Origin of the sequence: Burkholderia sp. Ac-20344, assembly GCF_017104975.1 — a bacterium.
Lineage (GTDB): Bacteria > Pseudomonadota > Gammaproteobacteria > Burkholderiales > Burkholderiaceae > Burkholderia.
The window spans coordinates 1-18,309 of sequence record NZ_JAAGPP010000161.1; the positions used below are offsets into that span (position 1 = coordinate 1).

General features: G+C 67.9%; 19 protein-coding genes. 6 read left to right on the top strand and 13 right to left on the bottom strand.

The genetic code is table 11. The annotated features are described in order from the left end of the window. The first annotated feature begins 134 nt into the window (after positions 1-134). On the top strand, positions 135-1,226 hold the full coding sequence (locus G3N64_RS33230) for a porin (protein WP_205787943.1): 1,092 nt from the start codon (positions 135-137) through the stop codon (positions 1,224-1,226). A 163-nt stretch (positions 1,227-1,389) separates the two neighbouring features. Here G3N64_RS33230 and G3N64_RS33235 read toward each other — a convergent pair whose 3' ends face one another. Together G3N64_RS33235 and G3N64_RS33240 are read right to left on the bottom strand one after the other, a co-directional pair. Beyond that, entirely contained in the window at positions 1,390-2,355 is a 966-nt protein-coding gene (locus G3N64_RS33235; protein WP_205787944.1) for a zinc-binding alcohol dehydrogenase family protein, read from the bottom strand. 46 nt (positions 2,356-2,401) lie between these two features. Then, positions 2,402-2,653: a hypothetical protein gene (locus G3N64_RS33240; protein WP_205787945.1), complete on the bottom strand. Its 252-nt coding sequence runs from the start codon at positions 2,651-2,653 to the stop codon at positions 2,402-2,404. 95 nt (positions 2,654-2,748) lie between these two features. Between G3N64_RS33240 and G3N64_RS33245 the strand changes: the two genes are divergently transcribed. After that, positions 2,749-3,540, top strand: coding sequence for a helix-turn-helix transcriptional regulator (locus G3N64_RS33245; protein ID WP_205787946.1), 792 nt, complete (start codon positions 2,749-2,751; stop codon positions 3,538-3,540). Positions 3,541-3,612: 72 nt separating this feature from the next. Here G3N64_RS33245 and hpaI read toward each other — a convergent pair whose 3' ends face one another. The 7 genes from hpaI to G3N64_RS33280 are packed head-to-tail and all read right to left on the bottom strand — an operon-like array spanning position 3,613 to position 9,518. After that, the gene (hpaI, locus tag G3N64_RS33250) at positions 3,613-4,419 is read right to left on the bottom strand and encodes a 4-hydroxy-2-oxoheptanedioate aldolase (protein ID WP_205787947.1); all 807 of its coding nucleotides are present in this window, start codon (positions 4,417-4,419) and stop codon (positions 3,613-3,615) included. A 12-nt stretch (positions 4,420-4,431) separates the two neighbouring features. Continuing rightward, positions 4,432-5,235, bottom strand: coding sequence for a 2-oxo-hept-4-ene-1,7-dioate hydratase (gene hpaH / locus G3N64_RS33255; RefSeq protein ID WP_089427639.1), 804 nt, complete (start codon positions 5,233-5,235; stop codon positions 4,432-4,434). A 20-nt stretch (positions 5,236-5,255) separates the two neighbouring features. Beyond that, the gene (locus tag G3N64_RS33260; RefSeq protein WP_205787948.1) at positions 5,256-5,648 is read right to left on the bottom strand and encodes a 5-carboxymethyl-2-hydroxymuconate Delta-isomerase; all 393 of its coding nucleotides are present in this window, start codon (positions 5,646-5,648) and stop codon (positions 5,256-5,258) included. A gap of 33 nt (positions 5,649-5,681) precedes the next feature. Continuing rightward, positions 5,682-6,530: a 3,4-dihydroxyphenylacetate 2,3-dioxygenase gene (gene hpaD / locus G3N64_RS33265; protein WP_205787949.1), complete on the bottom strand. Its 849-nt coding sequence runs from the start codon at positions 6,528-6,530 to the stop codon at positions 5,682-5,684. A 51-nt stretch (positions 6,531-6,581) separates the two neighbouring features. Next, positions 6,582-8,045, bottom strand: coding sequence for a 5-carboxymethyl-2-hydroxymuconate semialdehyde dehydrogenase (gene hpaE / locus G3N64_RS33270; RefSeq protein ID WP_205787950.1), 1,464 nt, complete (start codon positions 8,043-8,045; stop codon positions 6,582-6,584). A gap of 22 nt (positions 8,046-8,067) precedes the next feature. Next, positions 8,068-8,832, bottom strand: coding sequence for a fumarylacetoacetate hydrolase family protein (locus G3N64_RS33275; protein ID WP_205787951.1), 765 nt, complete (start codon positions 8,830-8,832; stop codon positions 8,068-8,070). After that, complete coding sequence (locus tag G3N64_RS33280; RefSeq protein WP_205787952.1) at positions 8,829-9,518, bottom strand: fumarylacetoacetate hydrolase family protein; 690 nt, start codon at positions 9,516-9,518, stop codon at positions 8,829-8,831. The genes G3N64_RS33275 and G3N64_RS33280 overlap by 4 nt, the downstream gene beginning before the upstream one ends. Positions 9,519-9,670: 152 nt before the next feature. Between G3N64_RS33280 and hpaR the strand changes: the two genes are divergently transcribed. Next, entirely contained in the window at positions 9,671-10,111 is a 441-nt protein-coding gene (gene hpaR / locus G3N64_RS33285; RefSeq protein ID WP_048245409.1) for a homoprotocatechuate degradation operon regulator HpaR, read from the top strand. A gap of 55 nt (positions 10,112-10,166) precedes the next feature. Here the strand turns inward: hpaR and G3N64_RS33290 are convergent, their stop codons facing one another. Then, positions 10,167-11,378, bottom strand: a complete 1,212-nt coding sequence (locus G3N64_RS33290) for an SDR family oxidoreductase (RefSeq protein ID WP_205787953.1) — start codon at positions 11,376-11,378, stop codon at positions 10,167-10,169. 652 nt (positions 11,379-12,030) lie between these two features. On the opposite strand from G3N64_RS33290, the gene G3N64_RS33295 reads away from it, so the two are divergent. After that, positions 12,031-12,375 (top strand): DUF3564 family protein, encoded by a 345-nt coding sequence (locus G3N64_RS33295; RefSeq protein WP_205787954.1) that lies wholly within the window; start codon positions 12,031-12,033, stop codon positions 12,373-12,375. Positions 12,376-12,449: 74 nt separating this feature from the next. On the opposite strand, the gene G3N64_RS33300 is transcribed toward G3N64_RS33295, so the two are convergent. Next, positions 12,450-12,689, bottom strand: a complete 240-nt coding sequence (locus G3N64_RS33300) for a hypothetical protein (RefSeq protein WP_205787955.1) — start codon at positions 12,687-12,689, stop codon at positions 12,450-12,452. Between the two features lie 101 nt (positions 12,690-12,790). Here G3N64_RS33300 and G3N64_RS33305 point away from each other — a divergent pair, with 101 nt between their 5' ends. Together G3N64_RS33305 and G3N64_RS40265 are read left to right on the top strand one after the other, a co-directional pair. Continuing rightward, complete coding sequence (locus G3N64_RS33305) at positions 12,791-14,689, top strand: penicillin-binding protein 2 (protein ID WP_205787956.1); 1,899 nt, start codon at positions 12,791-12,793, stop codon at positions 14,687-14,689. A 177-nt stretch (positions 14,690-14,866) separates the two neighbouring features. Beyond that, a complete protein-coding gene (locus G3N64_RS40265; RefSeq protein WP_277399150.1) occupies positions 14,867-14,989 on the top strand; it encodes a hypothetical protein in 123 nt (40 codons plus the stop codon). A 78-nt stretch (positions 14,990-15,067) separates the two neighbouring features. Here G3N64_RS40265 and G3N64_RS33310 read toward each other — a convergent pair whose 3' ends face one another. Together G3N64_RS33310 and G3N64_RS33315 are read right to left on the bottom strand one after the other, a co-directional pair. After that, positions 15,068-16,786 (bottom strand): cation:proton antiporter, encoded by a 1,719-nt coding sequence (locus G3N64_RS33310; RefSeq protein WP_205787957.1) that lies wholly within the window; start codon positions 16,784-16,786, stop codon positions 15,068-15,070. 207 nt (positions 16,787-16,993) lie between these two features. After that, the coding region (locus G3N64_RS33315) for a cytochrome c (protein ID WP_205787958.1) at positions 16,994-18,309 on the bottom strand (1,316 nt) is incomplete at its 5' end.

An 18,309-nucleotide genomic window follows, 5' to 3' on the forward strand; every position in this document is an offset into this window, starting at 1 on the left:
GAGCTGGTGTTCGAGCTTGATGGCTCGCAGGAGACACAAGCTGTACCACGGCCGCCAACCGGTAAAGCAGCCCGCCTGACGGCGGACTACAACTGAAGTTTGAAGCAAATTGAAGATATAAGGAGACACCGTCAATGAAGTCACGCGCAGAACGTTCCCTTCGCGCCGCCGTCCTGACCGGATCGGCCGCCGTCGCCGGCCTCGCGGCAGGCGCCGCGCACGCGCAGTCGTCGGTCACGATGTACGGGATCATGGATGCCGGCATCGAGTTCGCCAACCACGCGGCGCCGGAAGGCGGCAATTCGTACAAGCTCAAGTCCGGTAACAAGAACACGTCGCGCTGGGGCTTGCGCGGCGTCGAGGATCTCGGCGGCGGGCTGAAGGCGATCTTCCGCCTCGAAAGCGGGATCGATCTCGCGAACGGCGCGTCCGACGACGGCCCCGACGCGATCTTCGGGCGCCGTGCGACGGTCGGCCTGAAGGGCAAGTGGGGCGAGATCTCGCTCGGCCGCAACTTCACCGTCACCTACGACTACATGCTGCCGTTCGACCCGATGGGGTATGCGCAGAACTATTCGTGGGCGACGTCGTCGATGGCCACCGGCGGCCGCAAGGACGGCATGTTCACGCGTTCGTCGAACGCGGTGCGCTACGACGGCGAATTCAGCGGCTTCAAGTTCGGCGCGATGTACGGCTTCGGCAACGTGCCGGGCAGCGTGAAGACCAGCTCGAAGTACGACGCGGCGATCGGCTACGAGGGCGGACCGTTCGCGGCAGTGGTCGCGTTCGACCGTCAGAACGGCGCAGCCGACAGCGTGACGCCGGCCGATCCGGTCAACTACATCCAGGGGATTCATGCGGGCCTGAGCTACGACTTCGGCAACCTGAAGACGATGGCCGGCTACCGCAACTACAAGCGCACGTATCGCACGAACGCCGCGAACCAGTTGAGCGACATGGTTTGGGTCGGCGGCTCGTACCAGTTCACGCCGGCCTTCTCGCTGATCGCGGCCGTCTATCACCAGAACATCAAGGGCGGCACGGATGCCGACCCGACGCTCGTGTCGATGCGCGCGAACTACGCGCTGTCGAAACGCACGGTGCTGTATGCGGCCGGCGCGTTTGCGATCGGGCAGCACGGGCAGAAGGTCGGCGTGTCGCGCGATGTCAACGGCTACGGCACCACGCAGGTCGGGGTGACGGCCGGGATTCAGCAGCGGTTCTGAACCTGACGGCAGGCGGCGGCGCGCGCGTTGCGCGCCGCGTCGCCGGCTCGCGGCTGCCCACCCTGCCCGTGGCTTTTGCACGAAGCCGTTCGCCCCGCCGACGAGCCCCCGTGCATAAACGGCGCCTGTCGTGCCCGCGGCCCGGTAGCGCGCCGCCCCTTCGTCATCCGCTTTCGCGCATGGTGAACACTGGCCGCACGAGGCTGCTCGTGTCGTTCCAATGCACGTCGACTTCCGCCAGCGGCACAGTCCGCGTATCGATCGTCAGGCCCGCCGGGCCGGCTGCCTCGAATACGCCACGTACCGAAGCCAGCAGGCGTGGCAACGACACACTGCCAAGACCGCTGCCCATCAGCTCGATCGCCGTCGCCCGCAGCACCGCGCCGGGCAACAGCACGTCCGCACCGCCGATCGAGCCGATCTGCACGAAACGCAGCCGGCGGCCATCGGGCGTTGCCTTCGCGGCGGCAACCAGCAGCGTCTGTGCGCTGCTTCCCCACAGATAGTCGAGCACGACGTCCACGCCCGCGCGGAAATGCGGCTCGAGCGCACGCGCCAGATGCGCGTCGTCCTGCTGCAGCGACACGACGGCATCCGCGCCCGCGCCGAGCAATGCCTGCAGCGCGGCCGCGTTGCGGCCGGTCGCGATCACCTTCGCGGCGCCGAGATGCTTCGCGATCCGCACCGCCAGCCGCCCCGACGTCCCCGTCGCGCCATTGACGAGCACCGTCTCGCCCGCCACGAGCCGCGCCCGCTCGGTCAGCGCGGCCCACGACGACATCCCGGGAATCGCGATCGCCGCGGCCGTGACGTCGTCGATCGCGTCGGGCAGCGGCACGCACCGCGTATCGGGCACGACCGTGCGCTCGGCCATCGCACCGAACGGTGCGGGTGCGCCGAAGAAATAGACGCGCTGCCCGTCGTCGAAGCGGCCCACGCCGTCGACGCCGACAACGAACGGATAACGCCCGTCCGACGAGTAATGCGTACCGGACGCACGCGCCTGCGCGATCCGGCTCAACGCGGATGCCGTCACGTCGATCAGGCGGTGGCCCGGCATCGCACGCGGTGCTTCGAATTCCATATGGACGGGGCGCTCGCCGGCGCCCGTCACGACTGCTGCTTTCATGGCGACTCCTTGAATCGGGGATCTCGATCGACCGTTCCGCCGCGCGTCAGCGTGCGTCGAGCCACGCGCGCAGCGCGGGATCGCGTACGTCCAGCACGTCGAACAGCCCAAGCGCGCGCAACGCGGGCAATGCATCGATCGTGTCGGCTTCCGCGCGCGCCCGGTCGGCCGGCGCAGCGTTCGGGTCGATCAGCACCCGCGCGTTGACCAGGAACGCGCCGACGGTGCCCTTGCGGATCGTCGTTCCGCCGGTCTCGATCCGGTCGGCATGGTCGGGAAGCATCTGTTCGGCTCGCATCGTGTCGTACTCCGGTTGTCATCGATGGACGCAGTGTAGGCGTGCCAATCCGGCCGATCTCCGGTATAACAGCCATTCGATACCGATATCCGGCCATGTCCGATCCACTCCTGCCCGCCCGATTCGTCACGTCCGACGACGGCCCGTTCGTCGTCGCTGCCGTCCTGTCGCAACGCGACCCGCGCGTGACGCCACCCCACTCGCATGCGCGCGGGCAGCTCGTGGGCGCGCTGAGCGGGCTGCTGACGATCGGCCTCGACGACCAGGACTGGGTCGTGCCGGCGATCCATGCGATCTGGATTCCGCCGCATTGCCGGCATTCGCTGCGCTCGTTCGGGCCGATTTCCGGCTGGTCGGCATTCATCGCCGAAGCGCGCTGCGCGGCGCTGCCGGATACCCCGCGCGCGATCCGCACGACGCCGCTGCTGCGCGAAGCCGTCCAGCGCGCGGCGAGCTGGGGGGATGCGGAACTGGATGCCGCGCAGACGCGGATCGCCGACGTGATCCTCGATGAAATCGCATCGTCGGAGGTCGAGGCGCTGGGGCTGGTGCGGCCGCAGGATCCGCGGCTCGTACGGATCACCGATGCGCTGGCCACCGATCTCGCGGACAACCGGCGGCTGGAGGAATGGGCCGAATGGGCCGGCATCAGCGCGCGGACGATGAGCCGTCGCTTCGTTGCGGAGACGGGGCTGACGTTCGCGCAGTGGCGTCAGCAGGCAAGGCTGCTGCGGGCGCTGGAGAGCATTGCCGACGGCGTGCCGGTGACGACGATCGCGCTCGATCTCGGGTACGACAATGTGAGCGCGTTCATCGACATGTTCCGGCGGGCATTGGGGACGACGCCGGGGAGGTATTTGGAGGATGGGCGGCACCGCGAGAGATAGGTGTCACGCATCGGCAGGTATGAAGCCGTCACCGCGGAGGGCGGCCGGAAACCGCCCGCCGCTCCCGATTCGTCAATACGTCCCGTCTCCCTTCTTCACGGCCTCGCCCCCCTTCCCATTGAACTGCCCCGCCAACCGCTCCGCACTTCTCGCCAGCAGCGTCGTATCCACACCGACCGCGACGAACAACGCCCCCGCTTCCAGATAGCGCCGCGCGGCCGCCTCCTCCGCGCTCAGAATGCCCGGCGCGTTGCCGGCCGCCTTGATCGTCCGGATCGCGCCGTCGATCGCGGCCTGCACGTCCGGGTGCCCCGGATTGCCGAGATGCCCGAGATCGGCCGCGAGATCCGCCGGCCCGATGAACACGCCGTCGACACCTTCGACCCGCGCAATCGCATCGATCGCATCGAGCCCCGCCCGCGTCTCGACCTGCACGAGCACGGCCATCTCGTCGTTCGCCCGATGCAGGTAATCGCCAACACGATTCCACCGCGACGCACGCGCCAGCGCACTGCCGACACCGCGAATCCCGTGCGGCGGATAACGCGTCGCCGCCACCGCCGCGCGCGCCTCGTCTGCGCTCTGCACCATCGGCACGAGCAACGTCTGCGCCCCAAGGTCGAGCACCTGCTTGACGATCACCGGGTCGTTCCACGGTACGCGCACGACCGGATGCGACGGATAAGGCGCGATCGCCTGCAGTTGCGCGAGGATCGTCGGCACCGTGTTCGGCGCATGCTCGCCGTCGATCAGCAGCCAGTCGAATCCGGCGCCCGCGACCACTTCGGCGCTGTACGGATTCGCGAGCCCGAGCCACAGCCCGACCTGCGCGTCCCCGCGCGCAAGCGCGGCCTTGAAGACATTCGAAGGAATCCGCATCGTTCGCTCACCTCATTCGAAGTAGCACTGGATCGTCCCGAGCGGGCCGTAGTCGACGCTGAACGTGTCGCCCGGCCGGGCCGCGCACGGCCGCGTGAACGAACCGCCGAGCACGATCTGCCCCGGCTCCAGCGCGACGTCGAAGCGCGCCAGGCGGTTCGCGAGCCACGCGACGCCGTTCGCCGGATGGTTCAGTACGCCGGCCGCGACGCCCGTTTCCTCGACCACGCCGTTGCGCGACATGATCGCCGCGACCCAGCGCAGGTCGACGTCCTGCGGCTTCACGGGCCGGCCGCCGATCACGACGCCCGCGTTCGCCGCGTTGTCCGCGATCGTGTCGAACACCTTGCGCGGCCGCTTCGTGTCGGGGTCGATCGACTGGCTGCGCGCGTCGATGATCTCGAGCGCCGGCACCACGTAGTCGACTGCGTCGTACACGTCGAAGATCGTGCAGTCCGGGCCGGTCAGCCGCTTGCCGAGCACGAACGCGAGCTCGACCTCGACGCGCGGCACGATGAAGCGGCCGGTGGGAATCGTGCCGCCGTCGGCGAAGAACATGTCGTCGAGCAGCGCGCCGTAGTCGGGCTCGTCGATCTGCGACGTGTTCTGCATCGCCTTCGACGTGAGACCGATCTTGTGGCCCTTCAATGTGCGGCCTTCCGCGAGCTTGAGGGCCACCCACGTACGCTGGATCGCATACGCGTCGTCGATCGTGATGTCGGGATGGTCGAGCGAGATCTGGCGGATCTGCTTGCGCTCGCGCTCGGCGTCGTGCAGACGCTGTGCGAGCTGGTCGATGATGGCGGGTTCGAGCATGGTCGGATCGGGAATGGGGTTCAGCCGGCCCGCTTGTAGCGGGCGTGGATGTTGTTGTGCTTGTACGAGCCGCTTTCGCTGAACTCGGTCAGTTCCATCGACAGCGCGAGGTAGCGTTTCGCGTACAGTTCCGCGAAATGCGCCTTGATCGCGTCGAACAGCGCGTCGCACGCGGCCTTTTTCTGCTCGTCGGTGCGGCCCGAGCCGATCTTGAGCGTCACGTGGACGAACGCGTCGTCTCCGGTTCCGTCAGCCACGCAGTAGTCCTGCAGTTCAAGCGCACGCGAGCGGATGCCGCCCGTCGGGAACACGCCGCCCTGCGCGATCAGCGTGGCGTTGATCGTGCGCAGCAGCGTGGGAATGCGCGCGTCGTCGCGGATGTTCGCGGTGTATTCGACGACGATATGTGGCATGGCTGGTCTCCTGTCGAATGCGTGGCGCAGCGTTCAGGACAACGGAAAGATCGCATTGATCTGCCCGGTTCCCGAACTTGCGAAATAGTCGGTGACGATCTCGACGGGTTTGTCGTAGCGATCCCAGCCGAGCAAGCCGAGCAGCATCGCCGTGTCGTGCATCCCGCCTTCGCCGTGGCAATGCGTGTTGTACTCGGGCAGCATCGCGCAGAAGGTCTTGAAATCGCCCTGCTTCCACAGCTCGACCACGCGCAGGTCGACCTGCCGGAAGAATTCGCGGCTGATCTGGTGGATCGATTCCTCGGGGCTGCCGTTGTCGTTGAAGCGGTGCGACAGCGACCCGCTCGCGAGAAACGCGACGTTCGAATCGCTCTTCTCGATCGCTTCGAGCAGCGCCTCGCCGAAGCGCCGGCTTTCGTCGAGCTGATGCCACATGCACCAGCCGGCGATCGACACGACCTTGAAGTGCTGGTCGGCGTTCATGTAGCGCATCGGCACGAGCGTGCCGTATTCGAGTTCGAGGCTGTCGATCTCGTGCGCGCGCGTCGCGATCCCGCGCGCCGTCGCCGTTTCGGCGATCAGCCGGCCGAGCGCCGGATTGCCCGGATACGCGTACTGCATGTCGCGGATGAAGTGCGGCAGCTCGTTGCTCGTGTACGTGCCCGCGAACTTCGCATTGCAGTTCACGTGATAGCCGGCGTTCACGAGCCAGTGCACGTCCGACACGACGATCGTGTCGACGCCGAGCGCGCGGCAGCGCTCGCCGATCAGTTGATGGCCGCGGATCGCCGCCTCGCGGCAGCCGTGATGCCTGCCGGGCATTTCCGACAGGTACATCGACGGCACGTGCGTGATTTTCGCGGCGAGGGACAGTTTGCCCATCGTTGAGTCTCCGTATCGTTCGTTCTTGCGGCGCAGCAACGACCCGCGCCGTTACACGCCCCAGCGGGGAATGTGATGCGAACCCATCGAGATGCACACGTTCTTGATTTCGGCGAACACCTCGAAGCTGTACTCGCCGCCCTCGCGTCCGGTGCCCGACTCCTTCACGCCGCCGAACGGCTGGCGCAGGTCGCGCACGTTCTGGCTGTTCACGAACACCATCCCGGCCTCGATACCGCGCGCGAGACGATGCACCTTGCCGACGTCCTGGGTCCAGATGTACGACGCGAGCCCGTAGGCGGTATCGTTCGCGAGCCGCAGCCCTTCTTCCTCGTCCTCGAACGGGATCAGGCACGCGACCGGCCCGAAGATCTCTTCCTGCGCGACGCGCATCCGGTTGTCGACGTCGGCCAACACGGTCGGCCGCACGAAGTTGCCGTTGCGCAGATGGTCGGGCAAGCCGGCCGGCTTGTCCGCGCCGCCCGCGACCACGCGCGCGCCTTCCTGCTCGCCAATGCGGATATAGCCCGTTACCTTCTCCCAGTGCTGGCGCGTGATCATCGCGCCGAGATTCGTGGCCGGATCGGACGGATCGCCGACCACCAGGTTGTTCGCGCGGCGCGCGAATTCCTGCACGAAGCGGTCGTAGATCGTGCGCTGCACGAAGATCCGCGAGCCGGCCGTGCAGCGTTCGCCGTTGATCGAGAAGATCGTGAACAGCGACGCATCGAGCGCGCGGTCGAAATCGGCATCGTCGAAGATCAGCACCGGCGACTTGCCGCCGAGCTCCATCGAATACTTCTTCAGGCCCGCGCGTTCCATGATCCGCTTGCCGGTCACCGTGCCACCGGTGAACGACACCGCCCGCACGTCCGGATGGCGCACCAGCGCATCGCCGGCCGTCGCGCCATAGCCCTGCACGACGTTCAGCACGCCCGGCGGAATGCCGGCTTCGAGCGCGAGGCGGCCAAGCTGGTCGGCCGTCAGCGGCGACAGCTCCGACATCTTCAGCACGGCCGTGTTGCCGAGCGCGAGGCACGGCGCCGTCTTCCACGTCGCCGTCATGAACGGCACGTTCCACGGCGACACCAGCGCGCACACGCCGACCGGCTGGTACAGCGTGTAGTTCAGCATCTGGTCGTCGACCGGATAAGTGCGGCCGTTCATCTGCACGCACACTTCCGCGAAAAAGTTGAAATTCTCGGACGCGCGCGGAATCAGCTGCTTGCTCGTCTGCGCGATCGGCAGGCCGGTGTCCTGCGTCTCCAGTGCCGCGAGCATCGGCACGTTCTTCTCGATCAGCTCGCCGAGCTTGCGCATCAGCTTCGCTCGCTCCTTGGCGGGTGTGTTCGCCCATTTCGGGAAGGCGTCCTTCGCGGCGCGCACGGCCGCGTCGACTTCGGCCTCGCCGCCCGATGCGACGTCGGTGATGACATCGCCCGTCGCGGGATTCAGCGTCGTGAAGGTCTCGCGGCTCTCCACTTCGCGGCCGCCGATCCAGTGCTTGATGGTCATGCTCTCTCCTTGGGCGACGGGCTCAGCCGGCGCGATAGTAGTCTGCTTCGCCGACGATCGTGTTCACGAGCCGGCCAATCCCTTCGATCTCGGTCACGACCTCGTCGCCCGGCTTCGTATCGGCCAGCCCCTCGGGCGTGCCGGTCAGGATCAGGTCGCCCGGCGAGAGCGTCATGAAGCCGCTGATGTGCTCGATCAACGCCGGTACGTCGAAGATCATGTCGCGCGTGCTGCCGCGCTGCGTCTCCTGGCCGTTCACCGTCGTGCGCAGCGTCAGGTCGCCCGCATCGCCGATCTCGTCGCGGCTGACGAACCACGGCCCGAGCGGCGTGCAGGTGTCGCGGTTCTTCACGCGCAGGTTCGGACGGTAGTAGTTCTCGAGATAGTCGCGGATCGCGTAGTCGTTCGCGACCGTATAGCCGGCCACGTAGTCGAGCGCCTGCGCGCGGCTCACGTTGCGCGCGGGCCGGCCGATCACGACGGCCAGCTCGCACTCGTAATGCATGTGGGTGGCATCCGCCGGGCGCACGGTGAGCGACCGGTGGCCGATGAACGTGTTCGGCCCCTTCAGAAAAATGAGCGGCTCGCTCGGCGCCTTGAACGCGAGTTCCTTCGCGTGGTCGGCGTAGTTGAGGCCGAGCGCGAACGTCGTGCGCGGCGCGACGGGCGGCAGCCATGCAACCACGTCCTCGGCAACGACGCGCCCCGTATCGAGGCGGATCGTGCCGTCGCCGGCCGGTTCGGCCGCATGCAGTGCACCGTTGTAGATCACGCGCGCCGTCTTCATCGTGCTTGCTCCGCAATCAGCGTGTGCCGCAACGTGCCGAGGCCGTCGGCGGCGATCTCGATCGTGCTGCCCGCGCGGGCGCGCGGTGCGCCGCCCGCGACGCCGAGCAACAGCACGTCGCCCGCGTCGAACGACATGAAGGCCGTCACGCCGGCGATCAGCTCACGCACCGGGCGAATCAGCGTGGCCGTCGACGCGGACACGGCCACCTCGCCGTCGATCCGCACGGTCAGGCCGATCGCGTCGACATCGCCCAGCGCGGCGGCCGGCACGATGGCCGGGCCCAGCGGGCAGAAGCCGTCTCGGCACTTGAAGCGCACGGCCGGACGGTAGTAATCGGGATGCGGCACCGACACGTCGCTCGCGAGCGTGAAGCCGTGCACGTAGTCGAGCGCCCGTTCGGCCGGCACGCGGGTCGCGCGGCGCGAAAACACCACGGCCACCGACGCGCCGATCTCCAGCGAATCGACGCCGGCCGGCACGACGACGGCCGCGCCGTCGGCCGCATGCGTGTTGGCGGGCTTGATGTACAGGATCGGCGCCTGCGGCGGGCGGCCGTAAGGCGGTGCGTTCACGGCATCGCCAAGCGCGTCGAGCGCCGCACGCTCGTTGAGCAGCGCCCCGTAGACGGTACCGATGGCGACCGGCAACGGCGGCGCCGCGGCGGTCGTGCAAGACAGCTCCATGCGTCATTCCCCTGCCGCGCGTCGCGGCGCATCGTCAATAGTTAATATCTTAAGTAAACAATCGGGCGCTGGCAACCTCGATTACCCTGATATGCGAAATTCACTACCTGCGGCTGTTAAGATTGATGCGTCCCCGTCCACTGCCCACCCCGATGAACCGTACGCTCGACCATCGCAATCTGGCCATGCTGCTGCTCGAGGCCCGCGAAACGCTGATGGGCCTGTTTCGCCCCATTCTCAAGGAATTCGCGCTGACCGAACAGCAATGGCGGATCATCCGCGTGCTCGACGGCGAACCGGCGCACGCGCTAGAAGCGGGACAGATCGCACGACGCTGCTGCATCCTGAGCCCGAGCCTCACGGGCGTGCTGGAACGGATGGAGCGCGACGGCCTGATCACGCGCACGCGCGCGCAGGAAGATCAGCGCCGGCTGCTGGTCAGCCTGACGCCGCAAAGCCGGAAACTGGTCACGGAAATCGGTCCGCGGATCGACGAGCAATATCGGCAGCTCGAGTCGCGGTTCGGCCAGGACGGCCTCGAAGACATCTATCGCGCGCTCGACCGGCTCATCGAGCTCGGCGGCAACACGTGATGACGGTGCCCGTTCCCGCCAGCCGCGGGAACGGGCACCGGTGCGGCGCGGGCGATCAGTGCACCGCGCCGCGCATCAGCTCGGTCACGGCAACGCCGCGCGACGTGCGCATGCATTCCTCGACGTAATCGATGAACGGCAACGGCTCGAATTCGATTTCGTCGCGCACGCGGCGGTTGTCGAACACGCGATCGACCGTCGCGAACTCCCCGCAGCGCTGCAGCGCCCGGCCGATCACGCGCTCGAGTGCCGGATCGGTCCGCCCGAGCACATCGCGCACCACGAGCGGCAACTCGGCCGGCGCACACGCCGCGTAGCGCGGCGCGCCCGTCATCCCGGCCGCCTCGTCCATCGCACGCACGATCTGCGCGACCTGCGGCGCCTCGTCGCCGGCCGACACGTGATACAGGTCGTGCGCGAGCGTCGGCTTGACGGCCAGCAGCATCGTCGCGCGCGCCACGTCGTCCACCGACACGATGTCGATGCGCGTCATCGGTCGCGCGGTGAAGCGGCGCGCGGCATGCGCCAGCCGGAACATCCAGAACGAATTCGGCGCGGGCCGCGTCCCGAGCACCGTGTGGCCGACCACATGCGACGGCCGCACCACGGCGAGCGGCAACCCGAGCGCGCGCAGGCGCTGCTCGGTCTCCGCCTTCGCGTGCAGGTAGTCCGCCGCGAGCACCGCGCCCGGCAGACCTTCTTCGTCGCGCGCGACGTCGTTCGCCGCGTCGCCCGCGGCCTCTTCCTGCACGATCCCGCCGCGGCCCGCATGCGCGTAGGCCGTGCCGACATATACGAAGCGCTGCAGGCGCGGCGCCCGTGCGAAGCGTTCGGCGAAGCGCACCGCATCGGCGATGTCGGCCCGCAGATGCGCGCCGTCGGCCGGCGACGCATGACCTGCGCAGTGAATCACGTGCGTCGCGGCGGCAAGGCGCGGCGCGTCGGCGCCCTGCCACACGTCACCGAGCGCACCGACGATCACGTTCGCATCGGTCAGGCGCGACGCCCAGTACGGCGCCAGCCCCGCGCGCAGCGCCGCTTCGCGCAGCCGCGCGACGGCGTGGCCGCGATCCTGCGCGCGCACGACGCAGACGATGCGGTCGAGCAGCCCCGCATTGACGAGCGCCGTCAGTACGGTACTGCCGATGAAGCCGGTTGCGCCGGTCAGCACCAGCCGCCCGACGTTCGCCGCCGCGACCGGTGCGCTGGCCGGCGACACGAGGCTCGTCCGCCAGTTGAGCGACAACGCGGTTTTCCAGATCAGCACGATAGTCTCCTTCGAAGAGTCGGCCGGGCGGCGCGACGCCCGCGGTTGCGGGCTGCGCACGGCTCACCGGCCGGGCCGGGGCCTGACGCGCGCCCCGGCAGTCCCGATCGGGCGTGCGGCCCGCGATCGCGTCGATCGCGTCTCTGGCACGAGGCGGCGGCAACCGCCGAGGGCGGGCGTCCGCGGCACTGGATCGGGAAGATCCCAGTGTGGGGCCCGACCGCAGGCAAGTCTGTCCCGAAAGTTTCGTGAAAGTGTGCCGATTTGTGTGCGATTGTCGGAGTCTGTCGTACCGGGCGCGCCGTCAAAACGCCGCCGCATCCGGTCGGGCGGCCTTCCGGCGGTGCGGTGCTGCCTGGGTCGGCCGGGTTTCCGCGGCTGGTCGGACGCGACAGATCGACGCGCCTCGCGGCCATGTCATCCCATGTCTCGAATATCGACCCGGCACCCATCGGCACGGCGATCGCCGGTGCGCGTGCGTTTGCGCGCACGCCGCCGGAATAACCATTAATCGTCTGACGTCGTTCCATCTGAAACTGCAATGAACTCAATACGGATTTATTGCGCTTTATCACTTGCGTTTCACACCAGTCTATCTAGACTGTTCAAGTCAAAACGGTCGAATGTGTCATTTTTTCAGGAGACGATCACAATGCGCCTCACCATTCGTATTAATGGCAGCGAATCGGCAACTCGGAATTCCTTCGCGGTGCTGTGGGTCGATACCGACGAGGGGCTGTGGTCGCGCGAGGCACATCAGGGCATGGATCTTCCGACCTGGGGCAAGGTCCGCGATGTCGAGGGCGCAATGGCGCTCTGTGCGGCCGACGGCGGGAATGCCGTGTGCCAGTTGAAGGGTCTGTCGTTCGATGCGACGCAACGCGAACAGGGTCCCGCGGTGCTCGCCGGCAATCATCCCGGCGCGTGGCGGCTGCAGGCCGTCGATCGCTGCACGACCGAGCCGGAATACCGGGAATTCATTTCCGTCGCCCGATAGAAATTATCGATGTAATTCGTCTGCGGTTTTCGGGTTTATTCCGGTTTCAGCGATATTCATTTCGATATTCAGCATTAACGGCGCCCCATTTCGGGGCGCTTTTCATTTTCCAGTTTAAAGAAATAATCGCAAACCGGGCAATTGATCGCATACCGTGGTCGGTCGGTATCGGCCGTAACCAGGATCGCGATTCCGGATCGACACTCGGCGGCGCGCTCGCCGTTCATCGCCTGCGCGTCAGTGAAGTTCCGCTCCCGCCCTGCCTTTCCTTCCCTTTCCGCCCTATGTCGGACGGCCAATGCCTGCTTTTTCACGGGGCCGGAACATACTTTCCCCACACGGCGTTTACTCATTTATTACAATCGCATTATTCAGACTGACCAGCCGCCCTTCGGCGGCCCGACCCGGCCATTGCATGAGCGTGAAAAAGAAGACCCACCCCGCCGATCCGTATGCGGCCGCGACCAAGAACCCGATGCTCGCGTCGCGCCTGCCGATGTGGCGCTCGAAGCTGCTCGTGATCCTCGTGTTCCTCGCGTTCGCCGCGCTGATCGGCCGCGCCTTCTGGGTGCAGGTCGCGAACAAGGCGTTCTACGTCGGCCAGGGCCAGAAACGCTACCAGCGCACGATCGAACTCGACGCGATGCGCGGGCGCATCGTCGACCGCAACGGCGCGATGCTCGCAGTCAGCCTGTCGACCTATGAAATCTGGGCGAACCCGAAACAGGTCTCCGACACCGATTACCCGCAAATTTCGAAGCTGCTCGACATGCCGCTCGTCGAGGTCAAGCGGCGCCTCGGCAATGACAAGACGTTCGTGCTGCTCAAGCGGCAGGTCGACGCGGACACCGCGGGCAGGCTCGACAAGCTCGCGATCGACGGCATCACGCAGATCGCCGATTCGAAGCGCTTCTACCCGGAAGGCGAATCGGCCGCGCACGTGGTCGGCTTCACGAACGTCGAGGACAGGGGCCAGGAAGGCGTCGAGCTCGCGGCGAATGCACGCCTGTCGGGCACGTCCGGGCAGCGCGAGGTGATCCGCGACCGGCTCGGCCGCATCGTGTCAGACACGCGCCCGCTCGTTCCGGCGCAGCACGGCGCGACGATCGAGCTGACGATCGACCGCCGCATCCAGCAGCTCGCGTTCAGCCAGCTCAAGGCGGCCGTGGTCGAGAACAACGCGGTGGCCGGCAGCGTCGTGGTGCTCGACGCGCAGAACGGCGAGATCCTCGCGCTGGCGAACTACCCGACCTTCGACCCGAACGACCGTGCACGCCTCACCGGCCAGCAGCTGCGCAACCGTGCGGTGATCGACACCTTCGAACCGGGTTCGACGATCAAGCCGCTCGTCGTCGCGCTGTCGATCGACGAGCGCAAGGTCACGCCGAACACGATCATCAACACGTCGCCGGGCACCTACAAGATCGGCCCGGCCGTGATCCACGACACGTCCAATCACGGCTCGCTGACGGTATCGCAGGCGCTGCAGAAGTCGAGCAACGTCGCGCTCGCGAAGCTCGCGCTGAACCTGCCCGCCGAAACGATCTGGAACAAGTACCAGGAATACGGAATCGGCCGCGCGCCGGAACTGACGTTCCCGGGCGTCGCGTCGGGCCGGCTGCGCGGCTACAAGCGCTGGCGACCGATCGAGCAGGCGACGATGGCGTACGGCTACGGCCTGTCGATGTCGCTGCTGCAGATCGCGCAGACCTACACGGCCTATGCGGGCGACGGCACGCTGCACCCGGTGTCGCTGCTGAAGAACGGCACCGACCAGCAGACGATCGACGCGCATCGCGGCCACCGCGTGACGTCGCCGCAAACGGCCGCGTCGATCCGGTCGATGCTCGAGATGGCGGTCGGCGAAGGCGGCACGGGGCGCCGTGCGCGCGTCGACGGTTACCGGATCGGCGGCAAGACGGGCACCGCGCGCAAGCAGATCGGCGCGACCTATGCGAAGGGCAAGTACCGCGCACTGTTCGCAGGGATGGCGCCGATGAGCAACCCGCGCCTGATCGTCGCGGTGATGATCGACGAACCGCGCGGCAAGGGCTACTACGGCGGCACGGTGGCCGGCCCGGTGTTCGCGTCGGTCACGAGCGGCTCGCTGCAGTTGCTCGGCGTGCCGCCCGACGCGCCGGTCGAACCGGACAAGAATGCGCCGGCGAAGGCGGCCGCACCGCAGAAGACGGTGGCGGGGCCTAAGACGGCGGCCCCGGCCAGAACGGCTGCGTCGCAGAAGCCGCCGACACCGCTCAAGACGGCCGCGCAATCCGGCACGGCCGCGCCGACGAAGACTGCCGCCGCAAGCTGAAGAACCCGCGCGGGCGACGCCGCATGCGAGTCGCCGGCTCCCTCATCGCCCCGCCTTATCCCACGCGCCAGGAACGCCACGCATTATTTGAGCGTTCCGGTCGCGTCCTCCGACAATTTTTGCGCGCTGCAGGCGGCCTTGCCTGCGGCGCCCGTCTATCACGACGGGGAGAGACGCATGCGATTCCACTGGAAGATGCGCGTGCTGGCCACCGCGAGCGTCGCGCTACCGGTGGACGGCGGCCTGCTGGCCGGCAACCGCGTGATGGCGCAGGAACCGACGCTCGAGACGTTCTCCTGAGCGTGAAGATAGATGCCAGGCCGGCGGCCGCCCGGGCCGCCGCGCCCTGCCCGGTGCGCGGCGCGATGCCGCGCGCCGTCAATGCGAAGCCGCCGCGACCGGCTTCGCCATCCTGCCGAGCACATGCTCGGTCATCCCGCGTGCGAGTTCGGTCTCGCCCATGAACACGGTGCCGATGCCCTCGTTCGACAGCAGCGCGGCCTCGTCGCCGCTGTTCGTGCACAGCACGACCTCGAGCGCCGGGTTCAGCGTGCGCGAGATCTCGACGATCTGCCGCACGTCGAACACGTCGGGCAGCGTGACGACCAGCATCCCGGCGCGGGCGATATGGGCCTGCACGAGCACGATCGGCTCGATCGCATCGCCCGACACGGCCGCGATGCCGTCCTCGCGCAGCTTCTCGACGAGCTCGCGGTTCTGCTCGACGACGACATACGCGATGCCGCGCTCGTCCAGTGCATGCGCGATCCGCGTGCCGACCTTGCCGTAGCCGACGATCACGACCTGCCCGGTCAGGTGCGTCTGCGGCGTCGACATCGGCAGCGCAGCGAGCGGATCGTCGCGGGCCTCGAGCTTGCGCGCGAACGCCGAATGCTTGCGGATCCACGCGAGCGCCGGATCGATCATCGTGAACAGCAGTGTGTTCATCGCGATCGAGATCAGCGCGACCGCCAGAATCAGGCTCTGCCCCTCGGCCGACAGCAGCCCGAGCGCGCGGCCGAGCCCCGCGAGGATGAACGAGAATTCGCCGATCTGCGCGAGGCCCGCGCCGACCGTCAGCGCGGTGTTCAGCGGATAGCGGAACGCGATCACGAGCGCGACCGCCGCGAGCGTCTTGCCGATCACCACGATCGCCGCGACCTCGATCACGTGCAGCGGCTCCGCGAGCAGGATCTTCGGGTCGAACAGCATCCCGACCGAAATGAAGAACAGCACCGAGAACGCATCGCGCAGCGGCAGCGTCTCGTCGGCCGCGCGCCGGCTGAATTCCGACTCGCGCATCATCATCCCGGCGAAGAACGCGCCGAGCGCGAACGACACGTCGAACAGCTTCGCCGCGCCGAACGCGATGCCGACCGCGGCCGCGATCATGCACAGCGTGAACAGCTCGCGCGAGCCCGTGCGCGCGACGAGCCACAGAATGCGCGGAAACACGCGCTTGCCGACCACCAGCATCAATGCGATGAACGCCGCGACCTTCAGCATCGTGACACCGAGCGTGCCCCACACGCTGCCGCCGGCTGCGTGCGCGTCGCCGGGCGGCGTGCCGCCGAGCAGCCCCGCGACGGGCGGCAGCAGCACCAGCACGAGCACCATCACGAGATCCTCGACGACGAGCCAGCCGACCGCGATTCGCCCGTTGACCGTCTCGACGAGCCCGCGCCCTTCCAGCGCGCGCATCAGCACGACCGTGCTCGCGACCGACAGCGCGAGCCCGAACACGAGCGCCGCACCGACGTTCCAGCCCCAGGTGAGCGCGAGCCCGCCGCCGAGCAGCGTGGCCACCGTAATCTGGACGATTGCGCCCGGCAGCGCGATCTTGCGCACCGCGAGCAGATCGCCGAGCGAGAAATGCAGGCCGACGCCGAACATCAGCAGCATCACGCCGACTTCGGCGAGCTGCTGCGCGAGCGACAGGTCGCCGACGAAGCCGGGTGTACCGGGGCCGATCACGATCCCCGCAAGCAGGTAGCCGACGAGCGGCGGCATTTTCAGCAGCGACGCGAAGTAACCGAAGACCATCGCGAGACCGAAACCGGCCGCGAGCAACGCAATCAGGCTGACATCATGAGGCATCCCCCCTCCCGAGTTCTTGTAACTATTTAGTAAGGTTCAAGAACGAAAGGATAAGGGATGAGGCGGAAAAATGGCGCGCCACCGCGAAAATTTCACGCGGTGGCGCGCCTTTGCGGGGTGCAACCCCGGCGAAGCAAAAGGCGCCGCGCGGGTGCGGCGGCGCCTTGGAGGACATTGGACAGGCGGGGCCGGCGCCCCGCTGCCCCGTCAGCGCGACGCTTGCGGGAATCGCGCGCCCGGCGGCGGTTCGGGCCGCGTCGACGGCACGCTCTTGCGCACCTTCGCGACCTGCGCGGCCGTCACCGGCGCGCCCGTGTTGCCCCAGCTCGTGCGGACGAAGTTGGACACGTCCGCGACTTCCTGGTCCGACAGGCGCCAGCCGAACGGCGGCATCATGAAGGTCGACGGCGCGGTGCGCGTGCCCTGCAGCGCACTGCCTTCCAGCACGACGTGGATCAGCGAAGTCGGATCGTCGCCCTGCACGACCGGGTTGCCGGCGAGCGCCGGGAACACGCGCGTGTAGCCGTGGCCGTCGCTGCGGTGGCAGGCCATGCAGTTGTCGCGATAGACGGCCGCGCCCGGCTTGCTCGCGTCGCCGGTCTGCAGGGCCTTCGCGGCGGCCGCGTCGTACACGTGCGGCTGCTCGCCCTGCACGCGCGGCGGCAGTGTCTTCAGGTAGCGCGCGATCGCATTCAGGTCGTCGTCGGTCATGTGCTGCATGCTGTGGCCGACCACGTCCGTCATCCCGCCGAACGCGGCCGTGCGCAGCGTGCGGCCCGTCTTCAGGAACTGCACGATCTCGGTTTCGTTCCACGTGCCGAGGCCCGTGCGCGGCTCGCCGCGCAGGCTCGTCGGCACCCAGCCGTCGATCGCCGCGCCGCCGGCCAGGAAGTCCGGGCCGTCCGCGTCGGTCAGCCCGCGCTCCTGCATCGTCGGCGCGCGCGGCGTATGGCACGCACCGCAGTGGCCGAGACCCTGCACGAGATACGCGCCGCGCGCGACCACCGGATCGGTGTACGACGCTGCGTCGAACGGCTTCGGTGTGGGCGCGAACATCTTGCGCCAGATCCCGAGCGGCCAGCGCATCGACAGCGGCCACACGATGTCGACCGCGCGGTTCTCGTGCTCGACCGGCGCGACGCCGTGCATGAAGTACGCGTACAGCGCCTTCATGTCGTCGTCGGTCAGGCGCGCGTAGGACGGGAACGGCATGGCCGGATACATCGTGTCGCCGTTCTTGCGCACGCCCTCGCGCACCGCGCGCGTGAAGTCCTCGACCGTCCAGCCGCCCAGGCCCGTTTTCGGGTCCGGCGTGATGTTCGTCGAGTAGATCCCGCCGATCGGCGTGTCGAATTTCAGCCCGCCCGCGAACGGCTTGCCGCCGCTCGCGGTGTGGCACGCGATGCAGTCGCCTGCCCGCGCGAGGTATTCGCCGCGCTTGATCAGGGCCGCGTCGGCGGATTGGGCCGCGGGTGCGGCCGCCGGGCCGGAAGCCGCCGCGGGGGCGGCCGGTTGCGCGAATG